Origin of the sequence: Cytobacillus oceanisediminis, assembly GCF_007830235.1 — a bacterium.
Lineage (GTDB): Bacteria > Bacillota > Bacilli > Bacillales > Cytobacillaceae > Cytobacillus > Cytobacillus oceanisediminis.
In genome coordinates, this window is sequence record NZ_VLKI01000010.1 from 35837 (window position 1) to 54382 (window position 18546).

The following is an 18546-nucleotide window of genomic DNA, read 5'->3' on the forward strand; positions in this document are numbered from 1 at the left end:
TAGTCTGTAAAAAATGAAGAAAAACCCAAAACTTTGGGTTTTCTTAAAACTACAGTCCGGCAACTCTATTTCTCCCAGCTTGTTTTGCTCCAACATACATCGCTCTATCTGCACAGCGGATCAATCCAAGTGAATCTTCTGCATCCATTGGAGCAGAAGCTACTCCAATGGATGCAGTTATTTGTACCATTCTGCTATCATTATTAATTTTTAAATTGTTTTTCAGATTAAAAGGCCTATCAGCGACTGCTTTCCGAACAAGCTCGGCCCATTTCAGTGCTTCACCTTTTTCAATGTCCGGCAGCAGGACCACAAACTCTTCCCCTCCATATCGGGCAACTGTCCCTTTTAGTCCAATCAATCCTGTCAGCCTTTCAGCCAGCTCACATAGAATTTCATTGCCGCTCTGGTGCCCGTAAGTATCGTTTACTTGTTTAAAGTGATCAATATCAAGCATTAAAAGTGATAGTGATTTTCTTGCACCCGTTTTAAGATGAGAAAATTCCTCGCTAAGCCCATTTTCAATATATCGGTAATTATATAAATGCGTAAGTGCACATCTCTCACTCATCGCTTTTGTTTCCTGATGGTATTTCGCATTTTCCACTGTAATGGCAAAATGCGAACACAGAATGTCTACAATCATCAATTGGGATTTTTCATACGATCTTTTTTGCGTGGACGCCAGCAATAGTACACCGGTTACTTTATGATTGCGCATGATCGGAACACATATAACACTTTCAGCATCATCAGGCATATAGCCTTTGGTAATGCCACTCCATTCTTTTTTTGAATGAAACAGGGCTGCCTTTCTTGTAGACCAGACCAGGCCACTGATCCCTTCGTTTTTTCTAAGGCTTTCTTTTTCCAGACTCAATGTCTGGCCATGTTCGACCCGATAGATTAAGTGCAGTTCTTTATCATCGACGATATCCAAAATATAGGCATAATCAACCGGCAGCATTTTACCTAATCGAGCAATGAAGAGCTCCATAATTTCATTTATATCAAGTCTCTCTGCCAATTGATGGCCAATTTCGGCGGCTTTTTGGAGGTAATTATTTACTTTGTCACTAGAATTGTAGAGATTCAAAATGATTGATAGACTGACAAAGGGAACCCCAACGAAAAGGAGCGCCAAGAGGCCAACTTCCTGAAAAAGCATGTAGAGCACAAGACCAACTGGAAAGGTAATCATGGTGGTTACAGTTTCCCAAATGAAGTCTTTCCCAAAGAAAGAGCCTTCTCGTCCATAGACAAAGTAAATAATAAGGCTTAGCAGCAGCTGGTTTAGAATGAAATGAACAGCTGGATAAGCTACAGCAACCCAAAAATATTCAGGGTTGGCGATTAAATCAACCCCTGTTTTCCCGCCTAATGCATAATAAAGTAATCCGCTGACAAGTGATACAGCAAAAAACATTAAAGAGTTAAGCGGGAAACGGAAAAGCTGATCTTTTTGTATCTTAAGTTTGAATAGGAGAACAATAACCGCCAATTGGACCATAACCAATTCTGTGAAAAGGCCAAAAGATAAGAATACAGCCATGGAAACCCATTGAAGCAAAAAGACAGGTGTATTATTTACGACCATGGGCATCGCTGCCACAAATGACATCAAGATGAAAAAGGCAAAAACACTGACTCCTTGCTCTGACAAGCTTGGAGGATAGAAATAATAGGTTAGCCATAGCCCTGCTGGAAAGATTAAAAACCATATGATCCATATAACTTTTTTCATACTAGAACTAACCATTATTTCCCCTCCTTTATCTCTCATCATATTAGGTAAATAGGTAGATTATACAATCATTTTAGCAACTTTTCAAAATTTTGTCACATTAATGGGTTTATTTACCTAACAGCTTCAGAAGGTTGGGTTTTGCTTCTGATAAGAAATAGAGAGAACCAGTTACCACCAAGATACTGTCCTTTTCTGTTTCTTTCAGCTCATTCTCCAAAAGCTGTTTCCAATCTTTGTGGAAATGCTTATTTTTGTTTGTACTTATTTCATATAATTCCTCTGCCCGAGCTGCTCTTGGAAAATTGAATTCTGTGAAAGCAATTTTATCTGCAACAGAATCAAGATTATCAATCATTTTGTCGAGCTTTTTATCAGATAAGGCAGCAAAAACAAGGTTTATTCGTTTATCATGGAATCGGGCTGCCAACTCTGCCGTCAGAGCGATTATCCCTTCTTCATTATGTGCTCCATCAATGATAACCAATGGGTCATCAGAAATGATTTCGAATCTCCCCGGCCAGTATGCATTTTTCAGCCCGGCTCTTATATGCTCATCTTCTATTAGGAAGGAATAATATATATTTAAAAGCTCGGCCGCCATCACAGCAAGTGATGCATTTTCTGTCTGGTGCTTGCCTGCCATTCCTATTTCAAGGCCTGGAAACTCCTCAAAGACTGTGTTTACGCTAAAATATTCTCCCTTTGGCATGGATCTGTGACCTGAAATGCTAAATTCATTCCCTAGCAGATAAAGGGGAGCTTTCTTCTCCAAAGCCTTTTCTTTTATAACAGTTAATGCTTCTTCCTGTTTTACACCTGTAATGACGCTTATTCCCGGTTTAATGATCCCGGCTTTCTCAAATGCTATTTTTTCATATGTATCCCCGAGGATCGCTGTATGGTCAAGCCCAATGCTTGTAATGATTGAGAGGACGGGATAAATAATATTGGTAGAATCGTACCTGCCCCCCAATCCTACTTCAAACATTACAATATCAGCAGGATGTACATGTCCAAAATACTGGAAAGCCATGGCTGTAATGATTTCAAATTCAGTTGGACCTCCGAGTTCCGTGTTCTCCAGCTCTACAGCAAGCGGATAAATGTCATTGGCCAGCTGGACAATTTCCTTATCCTTAATAGGAGCGCCATTTATGGAAACCCGCTCATTGAATTGTTCAAAATAAGGGGATGTGAAAGTCCCGACCGAATAGCCGGCCTCCTGAAGAATCGACCTCAAAAATGTTACGGTTGAGCCTTTGCCATTGGTTCCGCCTATGTGTACAGATTTGATTCTTCTTTCAGGATGCCCGAGCTTGTCCATCATCCATTCCATCCTCTGAAGTCCCGGCTTCATCCCAAGTCTTAATCTGGAATGAATCCACTCCAGGGCTTCTTCATAAGTCGTAAACATTTATTTGCACCTCCGATATACAGGAAGGAAGACGAATCCTATATATGGACCCGCCTTCCAGAAATATGGTTATTCTCCTTTTAGCTCTTTAATGCGAGCTTCTACAGCTGCTCTTTTCTCGCTGTAATCTTTTTCTTTTGCCTTTTCTTCTTCAATTACTTTTTCCGGCGCTTTTTTAATAAAGCCTTCGTTTGAAAGTTTCTTTTGAACACGTTCTACTTCTTTATTTAATTTATCCCACTCTTTCTGTAGTCGGGCCACTTCTTCTTCGATGTTAATCAGACCTTCAAGCGGCAGGATAATTTCTGCTCCAGTTACAACTGCTGTCATTGCCTTATCAGGTGTCTCAACCTCTAAAGCCAGCACCAATTCTTCAGGATTACAGAAGCGTTCAATATAGGCACGGTTATTTTCCAGTGTACTAAGAACTTCCTGGTCCTTGGCTTTAACCATCATTTTAATCTTTTTGCTCATCGGCGTGTTCACTTCTGCACGGCTGTTGCGGACAGAGCGGATGATTTCAACAAGCAGCTTCATTTCGTTTGCAGCCTGGTTGTCCGTGTATTCATCCTTTACTGTCGGCCACTCTGCAACCGTAATCGATTCGCCTGAATGAGGAAGGTTCTGCCAAATTTCCTCTGTAATAAATGGCATGAATGGATGAAGCAGGCGCATTGTGTTATCCAATACATATGCCAGGATGGAGCGTGTTGTTTTCTTGGCAGCTTCATCTTCTCCATTTAGCGGAAGCTTCGCCATTTCGATGTACCAATCACAGAAGTCATCCCAGATAAAGTTGTAAAGCACTCGGCCAACTTCACCAAATTCATAGCGGTCAGACAGTCTTGTTACCGTTTCAATCGTTTCATTTAAGCGAGTTAAGATCCATTTATCAGCAACAGACTTTTCACCGCTTAGGTCGATTTCTTCGTACTTTAAGCCGTCCATGTTCATCAACGCGAAGCGGGAGGCATTCCAGATTTTATTGGCAAAGTTCCATGTTGCTTCTACCTTTTCCATACTAAAGCGTAAATCCTGTCCCGGAGAGCTTCCTGTTGATAGGAAGTAGCGCAGGGAATCTGCACCGTATTGATCGATGACATCCATTGGATCCACACCATTTCCAAGGGACTTACTCATTTTCCGGCCTTGGGAATCGCGGACTAAGCCATGGATTAATACATCCTGGAATGGACGCTGCCCTGTAAATTCAATACCCTGGAAGATCATTCGTGATACCCAGAAGAAAATGATGTCATAGCCTGTGACAAGGGCTGCAGTTGGATAGTATCTCTTGAAGTCGCTTGAGTCAGTATCCGGCCAGCCCATTGTTGAAAATGGCCATAATGCCGAACTGAACCAAGTATCCAAAACATCTTTATCCTGTTCCCAGTTTTCAATATCTTCAGGTGCTTCGTGGGCTACGTATACTTCACCAGTTTCCTTGTGGTACCAGGCCGGGATGCGGTGGCCCCACCAAAGCTGGCGTGAAATACACCAGTCACGGATATTTTCCATCCAGCGCAAATATGTTTTTTCAAATCTTTCTGGAACAAAGTTTACTTTGTCCTCTTTGTTTTGAAGATCAATGGCTTCATCAGCAAGCGGCTGCATTTTAACAAACCATTGTGTTGAAAGGTAGGGCTCTACAACTGCACCGCTTCGCTCGGAATGGCCAACAGAATGCATATGTTCTTCAATTTTAAATAAGACTTCCTCTTCCTGAAGATCCTTTACGATTTGCTTGCGGCACTCAAAACGGTCCATACCTTGGTATTTTCCTGCTTTGCTGTTCATTGTGCCGTCTTCGTTCATCACGAGAATTCTTTCAAGATTATGGCGGTTACCGATTTCGAAATCATTAGGATCGTGTGCTGGCGTAATTTTTACTGCACCAGAACCGAAATCCATTTCTACATAATCATCGGCAACGATCGGAATTTCACGGCCTGTAATTGGCAGCCTAACAGTCTTGCCGATTAAATGCTTATATCGATCGTCTTCCGGATGTACAGCAACAGCTGTATCGCCAAGCATCGTTTCAGGGCGTGTTGTCGCAATTTCAATATGACCAGAACCATCTGCCAGTGGGTATCTCATATGATAGAAGGCACCCTGGACATCTTTATAAATAACCTCAATATCTGAAAGAGCTGTTTTAGTGGAAGGGTCCCAGTTGATGATATATTCGCCGCGGTAAATTAACCCTTTATTATACAGTGAAACAAAAACTTCTCTTACCGCTTTTGACAGGCCTTCATCAAGGGTAAAACGTTCCCGGCTATAATCTAGGCCCAATCCAAGCTTGGACCATTGCTGGCGGATATGGCTCGCATACTCCTCTTTCCATTTCCAGGTTTCTTCTACGAACTTCTCCCGGCCAAGGTCATAGCGGCTTTTGCCTTCACTGCGAAGCTTTTCTTCTACTTTCGCCTGTGTGGCAATACCTGCATGATCCATACCTGGAAGCCATAACACATCATAGCCCTGCATACGCTTCATTCGTGTAAGGATATCTTGAAGAGTCGTATCCCATGCATGGCCAAGATGAAGCTTTCCTGTTACGTTTGGCGGCGGAATAACAATTGTGTAAGGCTGCTTCTCAGCATCATCCTTCGCCTCAAAAAATTTACCCTCCAGCCACCAGTCATATCGTCCTTTTTCAATCGACTGTGGATCATACTTAGTCGGCATTGATAATTCATTATTATCCATTTGCATTCTTCCTTTCTAAAAAGCAAAAATAGCTCTGTTAAATTAGCCTGTTAACTTCCGCTCCAGGCACTCAGCGAACCGCGGGCGGTCCGGGAGCCTCCTCGACGCATTCGCGCCTGCCGGGTCTCCAGTTGACACGCTCCTCCCGCACGACTCTCGTGCCTTACGCCCCAATCGGTGCTTATAAGAACCATAAGCTTTAACACAGCCTAAAAATAAAAAAACTCCAATCGCCATAAAAGGACGAATGGAGTTTGCTTCGCGGTACCACCTTTTTTTCAATCGATAAGGAAAAATAGATACGCATCAACACGCGGATTTCCCTATAAGGATTGACTCTTAAACAGATAACGGATTTCCCGTCTTTCACTACTCGGATGGAACCTTTCGCAAAAGATGCTCGAGGGCGACCTTCCAACGGTTCTGCCTGGAAGACCTTTCAGCTAGCGGTCTTCCTCTCTAAAGGCAAAGGGCCATCGTACTCTTCCCTGTCTTAGCAACTATATACAGTTTATATATATAAGATATACTACCGAAAAAAGGCTGTTATAGTCAATAAGGATAACCGAGTTTTTTATATATTATACGTTTTTTCATTTAGAGGTGAGGCATAAAGTAAAATTAGGAGGTGATTTAGGTTGAAAGCAACGCATGCCTAATATGGCCTGGTCCTTCATTTACTGAAGTTGAAGTTACTCCCATTTGAAAATTAGGCACTTTACCGCTGGATGAATCATAGGATAGAAATAAATAAGGACATTCGGGAAAGGGGCATGCGAAGTTGAGAAGAAAATATAACCCTTATACACTGCCTCCCTGGTTAAGAACTTTTAGAAATGTATGTGCACAGTTCATTATTCCATTTTGTGTTTTTCAGGGCATAAGAACAATACTTTTGCCCACTACCTTCGATGTGCTATTGCTTTCGATTTTCATCCTTACAGCGATTGCCTTCCACCTGGAAATAATTTAGGAGCCCAAGTCCTGTCAGCTTTGGGCTCCTTCTTGCTGCTGTGCTTCAGCAGCTGCTTTTGCTTCTTGTTTTTGGCGTTCAATTTCATCGATTCTCATTGCTACATATTCGGTGTTTTTCAATAGCCAATACTGCCTCTGCAGATGCTGGACGGCCTTTCTCTCCCCTCTTTTCTGTTCTCCTTTATGATATTGTTCAGCGGCCCTTATAATGGAACCAGGATGGGCGAAATAGCTTTGGAACAGCAGCATTTCATCTTCCTTAAATGGGAAAAACTTTAAATACGTGTATAACCAATCCACACTTTCATCCGATCTCTTTGGAAAGCTTTTCAAGGTCCGCGATAAAAATGGCAGCAAATCATGGAGAGGGGAACCTTGCCTTGCATTTTCAAAATTCATAAAGTAACCATATCCTCTATCATCATATAAAAAATGTTCAGTGGAGACTTTTCCATGTATGATAACAGTCCGGGCTTTATCACTGTCTTTCGTTTTTTCGTACCAATCCTTTAATTTATTTGTTGAGTACTTTAAAGCCTGGCTGACATCATGATAATAAAGTGAGAACAATAGCTCAAAGGGCGACATATACTCTTTCCTCTCACACGATTCAATAAAGCCATCCAAAAATTCTTTCTCTTTCTCCCACTCCTGCAATGTTCTTTCATAATGTTCCGTTCGGTCTTCTTTTTTGATGGGAACTTCACGGGCTGACAGAGTATGAAGGCGAGCCAGCTCCCTAAGCATCTGCTGATGGCGTTCAAACCGGTCCTCTTTCTCTTCATTTGCCAGCCACGGCATCAAATAAAAAAGCTCATTCTGATAAAGGACTGCATATCTTCCATCACCAGTTGGATAAATGGGAACAATTCGATTATAGCCTTTTTGGTAAAGGGCCTGGACATGCCGGATAAAATCCGCCCCGTGCTGAGGCTTAATTTTTTTCAAAGCAAAAACACCTTTATTGCTGTAAATCTTTTGGACTCTCCCAAACTCCTCCACAAAATGCGGCTCTAATGAATAATGCTTTAAAATGGGAGAGGCTTTACGCAGCCGATTTTTTTCTTCCACGTTAACCACTCACTTTCCAGATGGGGCTTGATTGCAATTAGGAGCAGCTTTCCTCTCAGGCCTTTTCCTAAGAGCCTGATTTACTCCCAGATTTGTCGCCGTTTCTCGTGATCTTTCTGTTGTGATGTTGTGTCATTCTTCTCCTTTGACGCCATATCTCTGGATCTTTTCCTGAGATATGGTATTTTTCCTCTCACTTCTCGGAAATCTCGCATGGGATATTGGGTCATTCACACTATACGATCTTCTTCAGACTTTTTCTCAAATTGTTTTTTCATGCCCACATTTCTCAAGAAATGAAAAGAGCTGAGCGGGTTATCACTACCTGCTCAGCTTGTTAACCATTTAATGGGCTACCGCAACAGGAATGTACAGCACTTGCCCTTCATAAATATCCTGATTTATTTCCAGGTGATTCACCCTTAATAATTGCTGGGCAGGAATATCATACCTTTCAGCAATTGCATCGATTGTATCCCCATTCTGCACAATGCAGACCTTCAGCTTTACATGTTCTTCTTCCTCTTCTTTTCGGGCAAAGAATTCAGTTAAAGACATACTTTTCTTTTTCGAAAATTTCTTTTTTTTGGCTTCCTGTTCAGAAGATGATGATTCTTCTACCTCCTCGGGACTTTCCTGTACAGCCATTTCTTTAGGCTTCTTTTCATAGGAAGGACTATCCGATTCTAATGCTTCCGTCATTTGATAGATTTCCTGTGCTGAAGGTGGCGCTTCCTCACTCCGCTGGGAAGCAAATGAAATTTCTGGTGTAGACTCTGCAGGCTGTTCTTCTTTTTCCTCCAGTTTTTCTTCAGTTGCTGCAGGAGCTTCCGGCTGCTTTACTTCAGTTTCAGGCTGTTTCCTTGCCTCTGCCTCAAATGGTACATATACCTCTTCAGGCTCAGCCTGTTCCTCTTGGTGTTCCTCTTCCCTATTTTCTTCCACTGCAAAATCGTAAACCGGCTCAGTAATTTCCTCCTCTTGTTGTTCTTTTTCCTGATAAACTGAGTATTCTTCCTGGTCTACCGCCTCCTCCTCATTCTCATCAACAGCAGCTGTTGATCTCTGAAGCGGCTCAAGCTGTTCGACTTCAACTTCCTCCTGCCATTCCTGAACAGGTATATGCTGCTGATCCCCATATAATCCGGTGATCGTTAAATTGGCTGTCAATTTCATGCAGCTTCTTTCCGGCAGAACATAGTCAAATGATTCTACCGCTACGTCAATATCATAAATGCTTTGGATCCTATTATTTGGGATTGTAATATCGACGGGAAAATAGTGTTTAAATTCGCAGGTTCCCTCTTCTCTTTCCTCAACTGCCTGAACGAATTTGGCTCCTGCAAAAACCTCTTCATCACCGGCTGCTTCTGCATCACTCCGTTTATATTCACCCGCTAGTTCAAGAGCTCCCTGAATCGTTACATATTGATCGCTTTCCTGAATAGTTATATTGGGATCTAACGAAATTGAAATCAGTTCTGATACTTCCTGTCCTTTTTGAAACCAGACCGATTCTTCTAAAGAAAATCGTAAGCACGATGGATTCCCCTGAGACAAAGCGACTCCTCCCTTCAAATCTTCACGTTTAATCACTATGTCATTAACAATCCTATGAGAGTTTAATATACTTTATGATTAGAAAATAACGGTCAGAGAGATTCTTTTATTGATTTTTTAGCTTTTTAATCTAATAACAAGGCTCTGTAAAATTACCCTGTTGATTTCCGCTGCTGGCACTCAGCGAACCGCGGGCTGTCCGACGCTCCTCGGCGCATTCGCACCTATGGGGTCTCCCGTTGACACGCTTCTCCCGCTGGACATTGAATGAGCATCCTCGAATAAACACCGCACGAAGAAATGCGAATGCATTTTCGAGGGATTAGCACCTTCCGCTCCAATCAACAGGGTGCCAAAAACAACAATATCCGTTAACAGACCCAATAAAAAAACACCCACCTATTTGATGAGTGTTTGGTCGTACTTATTTTAATTTTGAGAACGCATTTTCAGCAGCCTCTATCGTCTTCTCAATATCTTCATCTGTATGCGCAGTTGAGAGGAAAAGACCTTCAAATTGGGATGGAGGAAGGAAGACACCCTGATTTGCCATTTCCCTGTAGTATTCTGCAAAGTATTCCAGATTGGACGTTTTTGCTTTTTCATAGTTAATAACATCTTCATTCGTAAAGAAGAAACCGATCATGGACCCGGCACGATTAATTGTATGCGGGATATCATATTTTTCTGCGGCAGCTTTTAAGCCCTCTTCCAGCCGGTCTGCTTTCCGTTCAAACTCTTTATACGAATCAGAAGTAAGCTGGCTTAATGTCTCAAAGCCGGCTGTCATCGCGAGTGGATTACCGGATAAAGTGCCAGCCTGGTAAATTGGGCCGCTCGGTGCAATTTGCTTCATGATTTCAGCTTTACCGCCGTAAGCACCGACAGGAAGGCCTCCACCAATAACCTTGCCCAAACATGTAATATCAGGTGTTACATTAAAGTAACCCTGGGCACAATTGTAACCAACACGGAAACCGGTCATAACTTCATCAAAGATCAGCAAAGAGCCATTTTGCTCAGTGATCTCTCTCAAGCCTTCAAGGAAGCCAGTCTGAGGAGGAACTACTCCCATATTCCCTGCAACAGGCTCAACAATGACTCCTGCAATATCATCACCGTATTGTTCAAAAGCATAACGGACGCTTTCAATGTCATTATAAGGAACAGTGATTGTATTTTTGGCAACACCTTCAGGTACTCCAGGGCTGTCAGGGAGTCCTAGAGTAGCCACACCAGACCCAGCTTTTATTAAAAGGGAGTCCCCATGGCCATGGTAGCAGCCTTCAAATTTCATGATCTTATTTCTGCCGGTATAGCCGCGGGCCAATCGCAATGCACTCATTGTAGCTTCTGTACCTGATGACACCATGCGCACCACTTCAATAGACGGTACACGTTCAATGACCAGCTTAGCAAGTTCATTTTCTATTTCAGTCGGTGCACCGAAGCTCGTCCCCATTTCGGCAACCTTTTTAATTGACTCGACAACACGGTCATTTGTATGGCCCAGGATTAAAGGCCCCCAGGATAAAACATAATCAATGTATTCATTGCCATCAATATCGTAGATTTTTGATCCTTTTCCCCGTTCCATGAAAATCGGATCCATATTGACAGATTTAAAGGCACGGACAGGGGAGTTAACTCCTCCAGGCATCAATTTGCTTGCTTCTTTAAAAGCTTCAATAGATTTTTCGTAAGAGCGCATGTCATCCCTCTTTTCGTTTTATAGGTAAGATTATTGTTGTTCCTTAATCCATCTCGCTGCATCTTTTGCATGATAGGTAATAATTAAATCGCTACCGGCCCGCTTCATGCCAGTAAGCATTTCCATTACAATTTTTTCTTCATCGATCCAGCCATTTTGTGCTGCAGCTTTAACCATGGAATATTCACCGCTCACATTGTATATGACAATCGGCAGGTTAATGTTATTTTTTACATCACGGACAATATCAAGGTACGGCATACCTGGTTTTACTATAAGGAAGTCCGCTCCCTCCATTAAATCAGACTCTGCTTCACGCATTGCTTCCATGCGATTGGCAGGATCCATCTGGTATGCTTTGCGATCGCCGAATTGCGGAGTGCTGTCTGCTGCGTCCCGGAAAGGGCCATAAAATGCAGAAGCATATTTTACAGCATAAGACATAACCGGAATATTTTCAAAGCCCGCTTCATCAAGCCCAGCACGAATGGCAGCTGTAAAACCGTCCATCATATTTGAAGGTGCAATTATATCTGCTCCCGCTTTCGCCTGGCTGATAGCAGTCTGTACAAGCAATTCAAGTGATGCATCATTCAGCACTTCCCCATTTTCAATCAGTCCGCAATGGCCATGATCCGTATATTCGCAAAGACAAGTATCAGCAATGACGATCACTTCAGGAAACTTGGATTTAATAAATCTTGTTGCTTCCTGAACGATGCCATGGTCATGATAGGCCTGCTGCCCGCATGAATCCTTTTCTTGGGGAATCCCGAATAATAAAACTGATTTAATTCCAAGAGAAACCACTTCATTCATTTCTTCTTCCAAATGGTCCAGTGAAAGATTGTAAATTCCCGGCATAGAAGAAATTTCTCTTTTGATATCATTTCCCTCAGCTACGAAGATCGGGTAAATTAAATCCTCTGTACGCAAAAAGTTTTCGCGTATAAGCGCTCTCATGTTTGGGCTTCGGCGAAGCCGTCTATGCCGAGTAAATTGTAGATCCATTAATTTTCCCTCCTAGTCTTTGTTTCCAAAAAGGCTATAATACTTTCAAGCATGCTATGTACGGTATACTCTTCCGGAACAGCATGGACCTGCAAACCGTAGGCTTCTGCTCGTTCTTTTGTTACAGGGCCAATACAGCTGATCAAGCTGCCCTTTACAGAATCTAGATATCCAAGTTCCTTTACGGCCCCCATGAAATGATCCACAGTTGAAGGGCTTGTAAAAGTCAGGATATCTATCCCTTTCCCGGAAAGCTGCTTCTTTAACAGGTCAATGCTTTCTTTTGGAAAAAAGGTCTTATAAACGATAATTTCATCGACCTCGGCGCCTTTTTCAGAAAGGGCTGCGGCAATATAGCCCCTTGCCAGATTTCCCTTGGGAATCAACACCTTGGTTCCTTTTTCAACGAATGGCAAAAAATCCTCAACAAATCCCTCTGCAACATATTCCCGGGGGATGAAGTCCGCATTAACCCCTTTATCCACAAGGCATTTTCGCGTCTTTTCTCCGATAACTGCGATTTTCGGAAAAATTTTATTGATAGTCATTTTGTCATTCTCAAAGAAAGCTTCAACAGCTGTTTTACTTGTAAAAATTACCCAGTCATAAGTATGGATCCGCTTTCGCGCTGCAGAAAAAGCTTCCGAGTTCCGTAAAGGCATAAAAGCAATCAGGGGGATCTCAACTGGTATCCCCCCATAGTTTTTAATAAGCTTTGAATAGGCCTGAGCCTGTTTTTTCCCTCTTGGCACCAAAACAGTCATGCCTTTTAAAGGGGAGGAAAGGGTCATTGCCCGTCAAGCTCCTCTTTTACCCGGTCAATCAGTTCTTTAGCTCCCTGTTCAGTTAATTTTTCAGCCATCTTAATCCCAACCTCTTCTGGATTTGTACCTGTTAACGCTTCCTTATAAATGACTTTTCCGTCAGGTGAACCGACAAGACCAGTTAATTCAATTTCGTCTGTCTCATTTAGTGTGGCATATCCTGCAATTGGCACCTGGCAGCCGCCCTCCATTTTATGAAGAAACGCCCGCTCTGCCCTAACAGTTTGATTTGTCTCACGGCATGTGAATTTGTCCAGCAACGCAAGAAGCTCTTTATCGCTTTCGCGGCACTCAATGGAGAGCGCGCCCTGGCCAACAGCCGGCACGCAGACTTCAGGCTCCAAAAATTCAGTCACAACATCAGAAGCCCAGCCCATTCTGGAAAGTCCAGCCGCTGCGAGAATAATCGCGTCATACTCTTCCGTTTCGAGCTTTGCTAATCTTGTATCTATATTTCCTCTAATCCATTTAATCTCCAAATCAGGGCGCTGGGCTAAAATCTGTGCTCCCCTGCGCAAACTGCTTGTTCCAATAACGGAACCGGCTTTTAAGTCACTGAGCTTAACATGCCCTTTTGAGATAAGCGCATCACGATGGTCTTCCCTTTCAGGAATGCTGCCAATCACAAGGCCTTCAGGCAGGACAGCCGGCATATCCTTCATGCTATGTACAGCCATATCAATTTCTTTATCAAGCATAGCCTGCTCGATTTCCTTAACAAATAATCCTTTGCCTCCTACCTTGGAAAGTGTTACATCAAGAATTTTATCTCCCTTTGTCACGATTTCCTTCACTTCAAACTCAAAGGAAGGATCGATGCTTTTCAATTGATTGATCACCCATTTTGTTTGGGTTAGGGCTAGCTTGCTTCGTCTTGAACCAACAATAATTTTTCTCATGACAGCCTCCTACAATTGTCCAACTGACCGTAAGCTGTGGCCGCTGGGCTTTAAGAATACCAAAAATGGAAAGATGAAAGCTTTCCAAACAGAAAGAAATTAATTAATACAATTAAAAAAGATGCTATATTCCAAAATGCCAAAGATTTGCCGTATAAGCCTTTCCCAACTTTCATGTAGAGATAAATACTGTATAAAGCAAGGACAATGAAAGACCCGATAACTTTCGAATCGAACCAAACCATATCAGGCAATTTAAGATAAGCCCACTGAATACCTAAAATTAAGCTTATCATCAGCATAGGTACACCAATTACGTTTAATACATATGACATATGTTCAAGCTTTGATAAATCCGCTATCCGAAGCAATCTGGTTCCCCATTTTTTCCTTTTAAGCAAATCATATTGAATTAAATATAGTAATGAAAAAACAAAGGAGAGTGAGAAAGCCCCATAAGAAAGAATCGCAACGGTTATATGGATCAGCAGAAGTTCTGAAATAAGCTGCTGCGCCTTTACAGCTGAATCAATCTGGACGGGTGCGAATGTATGGATGGCCATAATAATAAAGCCGAGAACATTTGTAAAAAAGACAATAAAGTCGACCCTGAGAAGCCGGTTAATCACCAGTGAAAGAGTGATAAGAACCCAAGCATAGAAATAAAGGCCCTCAAAAATGGTCAGCACCGGGAACCTGCCTGTATTTATCATGTATAGAACAAGAAATACGGTTTGCAATACCCATACAAATGCAAGTAACCAGAAGGCAATTCGGTTCGCCTTCCGGTTCTGATGAAGAAAATCGATAAAATATAAAAGGACACATAAGGCATACAGAACCACCGTAAATTCATGCAGCCGTGTCATATAGATGTCAAACATGGACAGAACCTCTCTTATGATTGAAAGGAAGCCTGCGGTGATTGAGCGATAGCGTGTTTTGGTTTGGCTGCGTACACGTTCTGCTGCTCTGAAACAAGTTCGTCTATATTAAAGATTTTTACAAATAAATCTAATGCCTGTTCGGAATCTTTCTGTCCAGCCATTTCTTTAGCTTGTAAAATAGGATCTTTTAATAGCTGATTGATGATGCTCTTTGTATGCTTGTTCAACACCTTTTTATCACGATCACTCAAGTGAGGCAGCTTTCTTTCAATGCTTGTCATGGTTTCACTCTGTATAGCCAGTGCTTTCTCACGCAATGCAGAAATAACCGGAACAACTCCAAGCAAATTCAGCCATTGTTTGAAATCAACAATTTCTCCTTCAATCATAAGCTGAATTTTTTCTGCTGCCTTTTTGCGCTCCTGAAGGTTTGCTTCGACAATTCCCTCAAGATCATCAATATCATATAGGAAAATGCTGTCCAATTCAGCCAGCTTTGGATCCAAATCCCGCGGCACGGCAATATCCACCATAAACAGAGGCTTGCCTTTGCGCATTTTTTCCACGTTAGCCATCATGTCCTTAGTAATAACAAACTCTTTGGCTCCCGTTGAACTGATCAAAATATCAGCATCCATAAGGGCGTTTTGCAGCTCATCCAGTGTCTTTGCTTCACCGGCATAACGGCTTGCAAGATCCTGAGCTTTTTCATAAGTGCGGTTAATGACAGTTACTTTACTCGCTCCATTAGCATGAAGGTTCTGGATTGCAAGCTCTCCCATTTTGCCAGCGCCTAAAATAAGGACATGCTTATTTTCAAGCGTACCGAATATTTTTTTAGCCAGTTCTACTGCTGCGTAGCTGACTGAAACAGCATTAGCCCCTATATCAGTTTCAGAATGTGCACGCTTCGCAAGGGTTACCGCCTGCTTAAACAGGTGGTTGAATACCGTACCAGTCGTTTTTTCTGATTGAGCCTCCAGAAAGCTTGACCGTACCTGTCCCAAAATTTGTGTTTCTCCAAGAATCATGGAATTCAGGCCGCATGCAACTTTAAATAAATGCTCTATTGCCCCATCCTCTTCATAGATAAACAGGAAAGGAGAAAATTCGCTTTGATCCATATTAAAATGCTCTGCCAGAAATTCCTTTATATAATAACGGCCAGTATGAAGCTGGTCCACCACCGCATAAATTTCGGTCCGATTGCATGTAGACAGAATAATATTCTCTAAGATGCTCTTTTTATCATTCAATGTCTTCATAGCATCGCCCAATTGTGAAGAATTAAAGGTTAGACGCTCACGAATTTCAACAGGGGCAGTTTTATAGTTTAGACCGACGACCAAGATATGCATTTGAAATTGACACCCCCAGATAAATTGCATAGTTCACTAAGATAATTATATCACTTCTATTTATTTAATTTAATGCTAAAATGTGAACAGAAATTGAACACATATGTTAATATGTTTTAGACAGGAAAAGTGTAAGGCGCCTGCTTATCGGCGACAAGGCCCTCAAGCCGATGGCGCTTGAAGCTAGACAGCAGTCAAATTAAAAAGATAGAAAAATTAACTTTAATAACTTATTTCTGAAATAGACAAATACTCCCTTTAGTACAGTAACAAAAAAACTTGCCAGATTCAAGTGAACCTTATTGGAAGTGGTGTTTTAATGAAAAATCAGCGTATTTTCCCGGGAATAATCTTGATCGGCTTTGGAGCCTACTTTTTCCTGCAGCAAACAAACTTCAGTCCCTTACAGCCGTTTTATACTTGGCCTACTCTTCTTTTGATCGTCGGGGGCGCCTTTTTATTTCAGGCTTATGGCGCCAGAGACTATGAGGCAATCCTGCCGGGTGTGATTTTGGCCGGATTCGGCCTGCACTTCCATGTTGTGAACCGCCTTGAAATATGGCCCGATCACATAGGAACTTTTATTCTGATCATTGCACTGGGTTTCCTTCTTCGCCACCAAAAGACAGGCACTGGCTTGTTCCAGGGCATCTTATTTTTAATTCTTGCCGCCATGCTGCTTTTTTATGACAGAGTCATTGAATGGATGGGACTTCTGGAAAACGGCGTATCCAACGCCTGGCGCTTCTGGCCGATTCTCTTAATTCTAATTGGATTCTATTTCTTAATTGCAAAGAAAAAATAGAAAAGACAGAGGATACATTACTCTTCCCCTGTCTTTTCTGTATGCAAACAATATTATAAGACGGAATCCAAAAAGTTCTTGGTCCTCTCTTCTTTTGGATTATTAAACAAATCCTCCGGATGCCCAACTTCCACAATTCTTCCATCGTGCATATAAACAGCCCAGTCGGCAACCTCTTTCGCAAAGCCCATTTCATGGGTAACGACCACCATGGTCATGCCTTCTTCAGCCAATTCTTTCATTGTTGAAAGAACTTCCCCGACAAGCTCCGGATCCAAGGCGGATGTCGGCTCATCAAAAAGCATGATATCCGGTTTCATCGCCAGAGCCCTGGCAATGGCAACACGCTGCTTCTGTCCCCCGGATAGCTTTGATGGATACACGTTTTCTTTATCAGAAAGCCCCACTTTTCTTAACAGCTCCTGCGCTTCCTTTTTTACTTGATCTTTAGACAGCTTTTTTACATGCAAGGGTGCTTCCATGACGTTCTCGAGAACCGTCATATGAGGAAAAAGGTGAAAATGCTGGAAAACCATTCCGACCTTTTCCCTGACTTTATTAAGGTCATGGGTTTCTTTTTCAACCTTTTCACCCTCAAAAATGATGTTTCCGCTATCTTTCAGCTCAAGAAAGTTCAAGCAGCGGAGCAGTGTGCTTTTTCCGGACCCGCTCGCACCGATCAGGCAAACCACGTCACTTTCTTTCACTGTTATGTCAATATCCTTTAATACATGCAAATCACCGAATGATTTATTAAGCTTTTCCACTTTTATCATGTACGATTCACTCATGCCTATCCTTCCTCCTTAATCACTGCTTGCCATTCTCTTCTCAACCATATTTACAAGGACAGAGAAAATAAGTACAAGTACTAAATAGTAAACAGCTACGATCAGCAAATAGCTCATGTAGTCATATTCGTTAGAACCATATGTTGTTGCCACATTAAAGAGCTCGTACATGCCGATGAAGGAAGCAAGCGAAGAATCCTTCAAAGCAATTATAAACTGATTGCCGAGCGGCGGCATGGCACGGCGGAAAGCTTGGGGAAGAATAATTCTCCTCATCGCCAGGCCGGCTGTCATGCCAAGCGAACGCCCTGCTTCCATCTGTCCCTTATCGATGGATTGGATGGAGCCTCTAAATATTTCCGCTATATATGCGCCATTGTGGAAGGCAAGTCCAAGCACAACGGACCAAAACTGTGATATATCCAAAGCAGTCAATCCAAAATAAAAAATGAAAATTTGTACAACCAGCGGTGTTCCTCTTACCAGGAAAATATAAATATCAGCAATCCATTCCAAAACTTTTATTCTTGATATCTTTAAAAAGGCAAAAAACAAACCTATAAAAATGGCAATAAAAACGGCTACCGCTGTTAACTGAAAGGTTAACAGCATCCCTTTTAAAAAAACGGGATATGTATCAATAAACTTCGTAAGCAAATCCAAAAGGATCCCTCCTATCCGATGCTAGTTGAGTTTGATGTTGTTTTAAAAAAGCTGTTTTCTTAAAGTTTGTTGCTTACGGGCAGCTAACTAATTTTAACCACTGAGTTGATTGGAG

15 protein-coding genes and 1 other annotated feature are annotated in these 18546 nt (G+C 42.1%); of the genes, 2 read left to right on the forward strand and 13 right to left on the reverse strand.

What is annotated here, in order from left to right:
- Positions 1-49 precede the first annotated feature (49 nt).
- The 3 genes from IQ19_RS16510 to IQ19_RS16520 form a co-directional block, all read right to left on the reverse strand.
- Complete coding sequence (locus IQ19_RS16510) at positions 50-1759, reverse strand: sensor domain-containing diguanylate cyclase (RefSeq protein WP_144543478.1); 1710 nt, start codon at positions 1757-1759, stop codon at positions 50-52.
- Positions 1760-1853: 94 nt separating this feature from the next.
- Entirely contained in the window at positions 1854-3161 is a 1308-nt protein-coding gene (locus IQ19_RS16515) for a bifunctional folylpolyglutamate synthase/dihydrofolate synthase (protein ID WP_144543479.1), read from the reverse strand.
- A 69-nt stretch (positions 3162-3230) separates the two neighbouring features.
- Positions 3231-5876 carry a valine--tRNA ligase gene (locus IQ19_RS16520; RefSeq protein ID WP_144543480.1) on the reverse strand — a complete coding sequence of 882 codons (2646 nt, stop codon included), beginning with the start codon at positions 5874-5876 and terminating at the stop codon, positions 3231-3233.
- A gap of 236 nt (positions 5877-6112) precedes the next feature.
- Positions 6113-6380, reverse strand: a binding site (T-box leader).
- 277 nt (positions 6381-6657) lie between these two features.
- Here IQ19_RS16520 and IQ19_RS28590 point away from each other — a divergent pair.
- A complete protein-coding gene (locus tag IQ19_RS28590; protein WP_110067415.1) occupies positions 6658-6849 on the forward strand; it encodes a hypothetical protein in 192 nt (63 codons plus the stop codon).
- A 14-nt stretch (positions 6850-6863) separates the two neighbouring features.
- On the opposite strand, the gene ysxE is transcribed toward IQ19_RS28590, so the two are convergent.
- The 8 genes from ysxE to hemA form a co-directional block, all read right to left on the reverse strand.
- Positions 6864-7922 carry a spore coat protein YsxE gene (gene ysxE / locus IQ19_RS16530; protein WP_144543481.1) on the reverse strand — a complete coding sequence of 353 codons (1059 nt, stop codon included), beginning with the start codon at positions 7920-7922 and terminating at the stop codon, positions 6864-6866.
- Between the two features lie 345 nt (positions 7923-8267).
- Positions 8268-9482 carry a stage VI sporulation protein D gene (gene spoVID, locus IQ19_RS16535; protein ID WP_144543482.1) on the reverse strand — a complete coding sequence of 405 codons (1215 nt, stop codon included), beginning with the start codon at positions 9480-9482 and terminating at the stop codon, positions 8268-8270.
- 424 nt (positions 9483-9906) lie between these two features.
- On the reverse strand, positions 9907-11193 hold the full coding sequence (hemL, locus tag IQ19_RS16540) for a glutamate-1-semialdehyde 2,1-aminomutase (protein WP_144543483.1): 1287 nt from the start codon (positions 11191-11193) through the stop codon (positions 9907-9909).
- Between the two features lie 30 nt (positions 11194-11223).
- Positions 11224-12204 carry a porphobilinogen synthase gene (gene hemB, locus IQ19_RS16545; RefSeq protein ID WP_144543484.1) on the reverse strand — a complete coding sequence of 327 codons (981 nt, stop codon included), beginning with the start codon at positions 12202-12204 and terminating at the stop codon, positions 11224-11226.
- Positions 12204-12995, reverse strand: a complete 792-nt coding sequence (locus tag IQ19_RS16550) for a uroporphyrinogen-III synthase (RefSeq protein ID WP_144543485.1) — start codon at positions 12993-12995, stop codon at positions 12204-12206. The genes hemB and IQ19_RS16550 overlap by 1 nt, the downstream gene beginning before the upstream one ends.
- Positions 12992-13927, reverse strand: coding sequence for a hydroxymethylbilane synthase (hemC, locus tag IQ19_RS16555; RefSeq protein ID WP_144543486.1), 936 nt, complete (start codon positions 13925-13927; stop codon positions 12992-12994). Before hemC ends, IQ19_RS16550 begins: the two co-directional genes overlap by 4 nt.
- Before the next feature lie 50 nt (positions 13928-13977).
- On the reverse strand, positions 13978-14811 hold the full coding sequence (locus IQ19_RS16560) for a cytochrome C assembly family protein (RefSeq protein ID WP_144543487.1): 834 nt from the start codon (positions 14809-14811) through the stop codon (positions 13978-13980).
- Between the two features lie 14 nt (positions 14812-14825).
- Positions 14826-16172 carry a glutamyl-tRNA reductase gene (gene hemA, locus IQ19_RS16565; protein ID WP_144543488.1) on the reverse strand — a complete coding sequence of 449 codons (1347 nt, stop codon included), beginning with the start codon at positions 16170-16172 and terminating at the stop codon, positions 14826-14828.
- A 319-nt stretch (positions 16173-16491) separates the two neighbouring features.
- Between hemA and IQ19_RS16570 the strand changes: the two genes are divergently transcribed.
- A complete protein-coding gene (locus IQ19_RS16570) occupies positions 16492-16977 on the forward strand; it encodes a LiaI-LiaF-like domain-containing protein (protein WP_144543489.1) in 486 nt (161 codons plus the stop codon).
- A 53-nt stretch (positions 16978-17030) separates the two neighbouring features.
- Here IQ19_RS16570 and IQ19_RS16575 read toward each other — a convergent pair whose 3' ends face one another.
- Positions 17031-17768 carry an amino acid ABC transporter ATP-binding protein gene (locus tag IQ19_RS16575; protein WP_144543490.1) on the reverse strand — a complete coding sequence of 246 codons (738 nt, stop codon included), beginning with the start codon at positions 17766-17768 and terminating at the stop codon, positions 17031-17033.
- Positions 17769-17783: 15 nt separating this feature from the next.
- Positions 17784-18431 (reverse strand): amino acid ABC transporter permease, encoded by a 648-nt coding sequence (locus IQ19_RS16580; RefSeq protein ID WP_144543491.1) that lies wholly within the window; start codon positions 18429-18431, stop codon positions 17784-17786.
- Between the last annotated feature and the right edge of the window lie 115 nt (positions 18432-18546).

Bases quoted from the DNA above. Each gene is read 5' to 3' on its own strand.
- hemB (WP_144543484.1), bottom strand. From the start codon at position 12,204: ATGGATCTACAATTTACTCGGCATAGACGGCTTCGCCGAAGCCCAAAC.
- IQ19_RS16575 (WP_144543490.1), bottom strand. From the start codon at position 17,768: ATGAGTGAATCGTACATGATAAAAGTGGAAAAGCTTAATAAATCATTC.
- IQ19_RS16550 (WP_144543485.1), bottom strand. From the start codon at position 12,995: ATGACCCTTTCCTCCCCTTTAAAAGGCATGACTGTTTTGGTGCCAAGA.
- IQ19_RS16515 (WP_144543479.1), bottom strand. From the start codon at position 3,161: ATGTTTACGACTTATGAAGAAGCCCTGGAGTGGATTCATTCCAGATTA.
- hemA (WP_144543488.1), bottom strand. From the start codon at position 16,172: ATGCATATCTTGGTCGTCGGTCTAAACTATAAAACTGCCCCTGTTGAA.
- hemL (WP_144543483.1), bottom strand. From the start codon at position 11,193: ATGCGCTCTTACGAAAAATCTATTGAAGCTTTTAAAGAAGCAAGCAAA.
- IQ19_RS16570 (WP_144543489.1), top strand. From the start codon at position 16,492: ATGAAAAATCAGCGTATTTTCCCGGGAATAATCTTGATCGGCTTTGGA.
- IQ19_RS16510 (WP_144543478.1), bottom strand. From the start codon at position 1,759: ATGGTTAGTTCTAGTATGAAAAAAGTTATATGGATCATATGGTTTTTA.
- IQ19_RS16520 (WP_144543480.1), bottom strand. From the start codon at position 5,876: ATGGATAATAATGAATTATCAATGCCGACTAAGTATGATCCACAGTCG.
- hemC (WP_144543486.1), bottom strand. From the start codon at position 13,927: ATGAGAAAAATTATTGTTGGTTCAAGACGAAGCAAGCTAGCCCTAACC.
- IQ19_RS16560 (WP_144543487.1), bottom strand. From the start codon at position 14,811: ATGTTTGACATCTATATGACACGGCTGCATGAATTTACGGTGGTTCTG.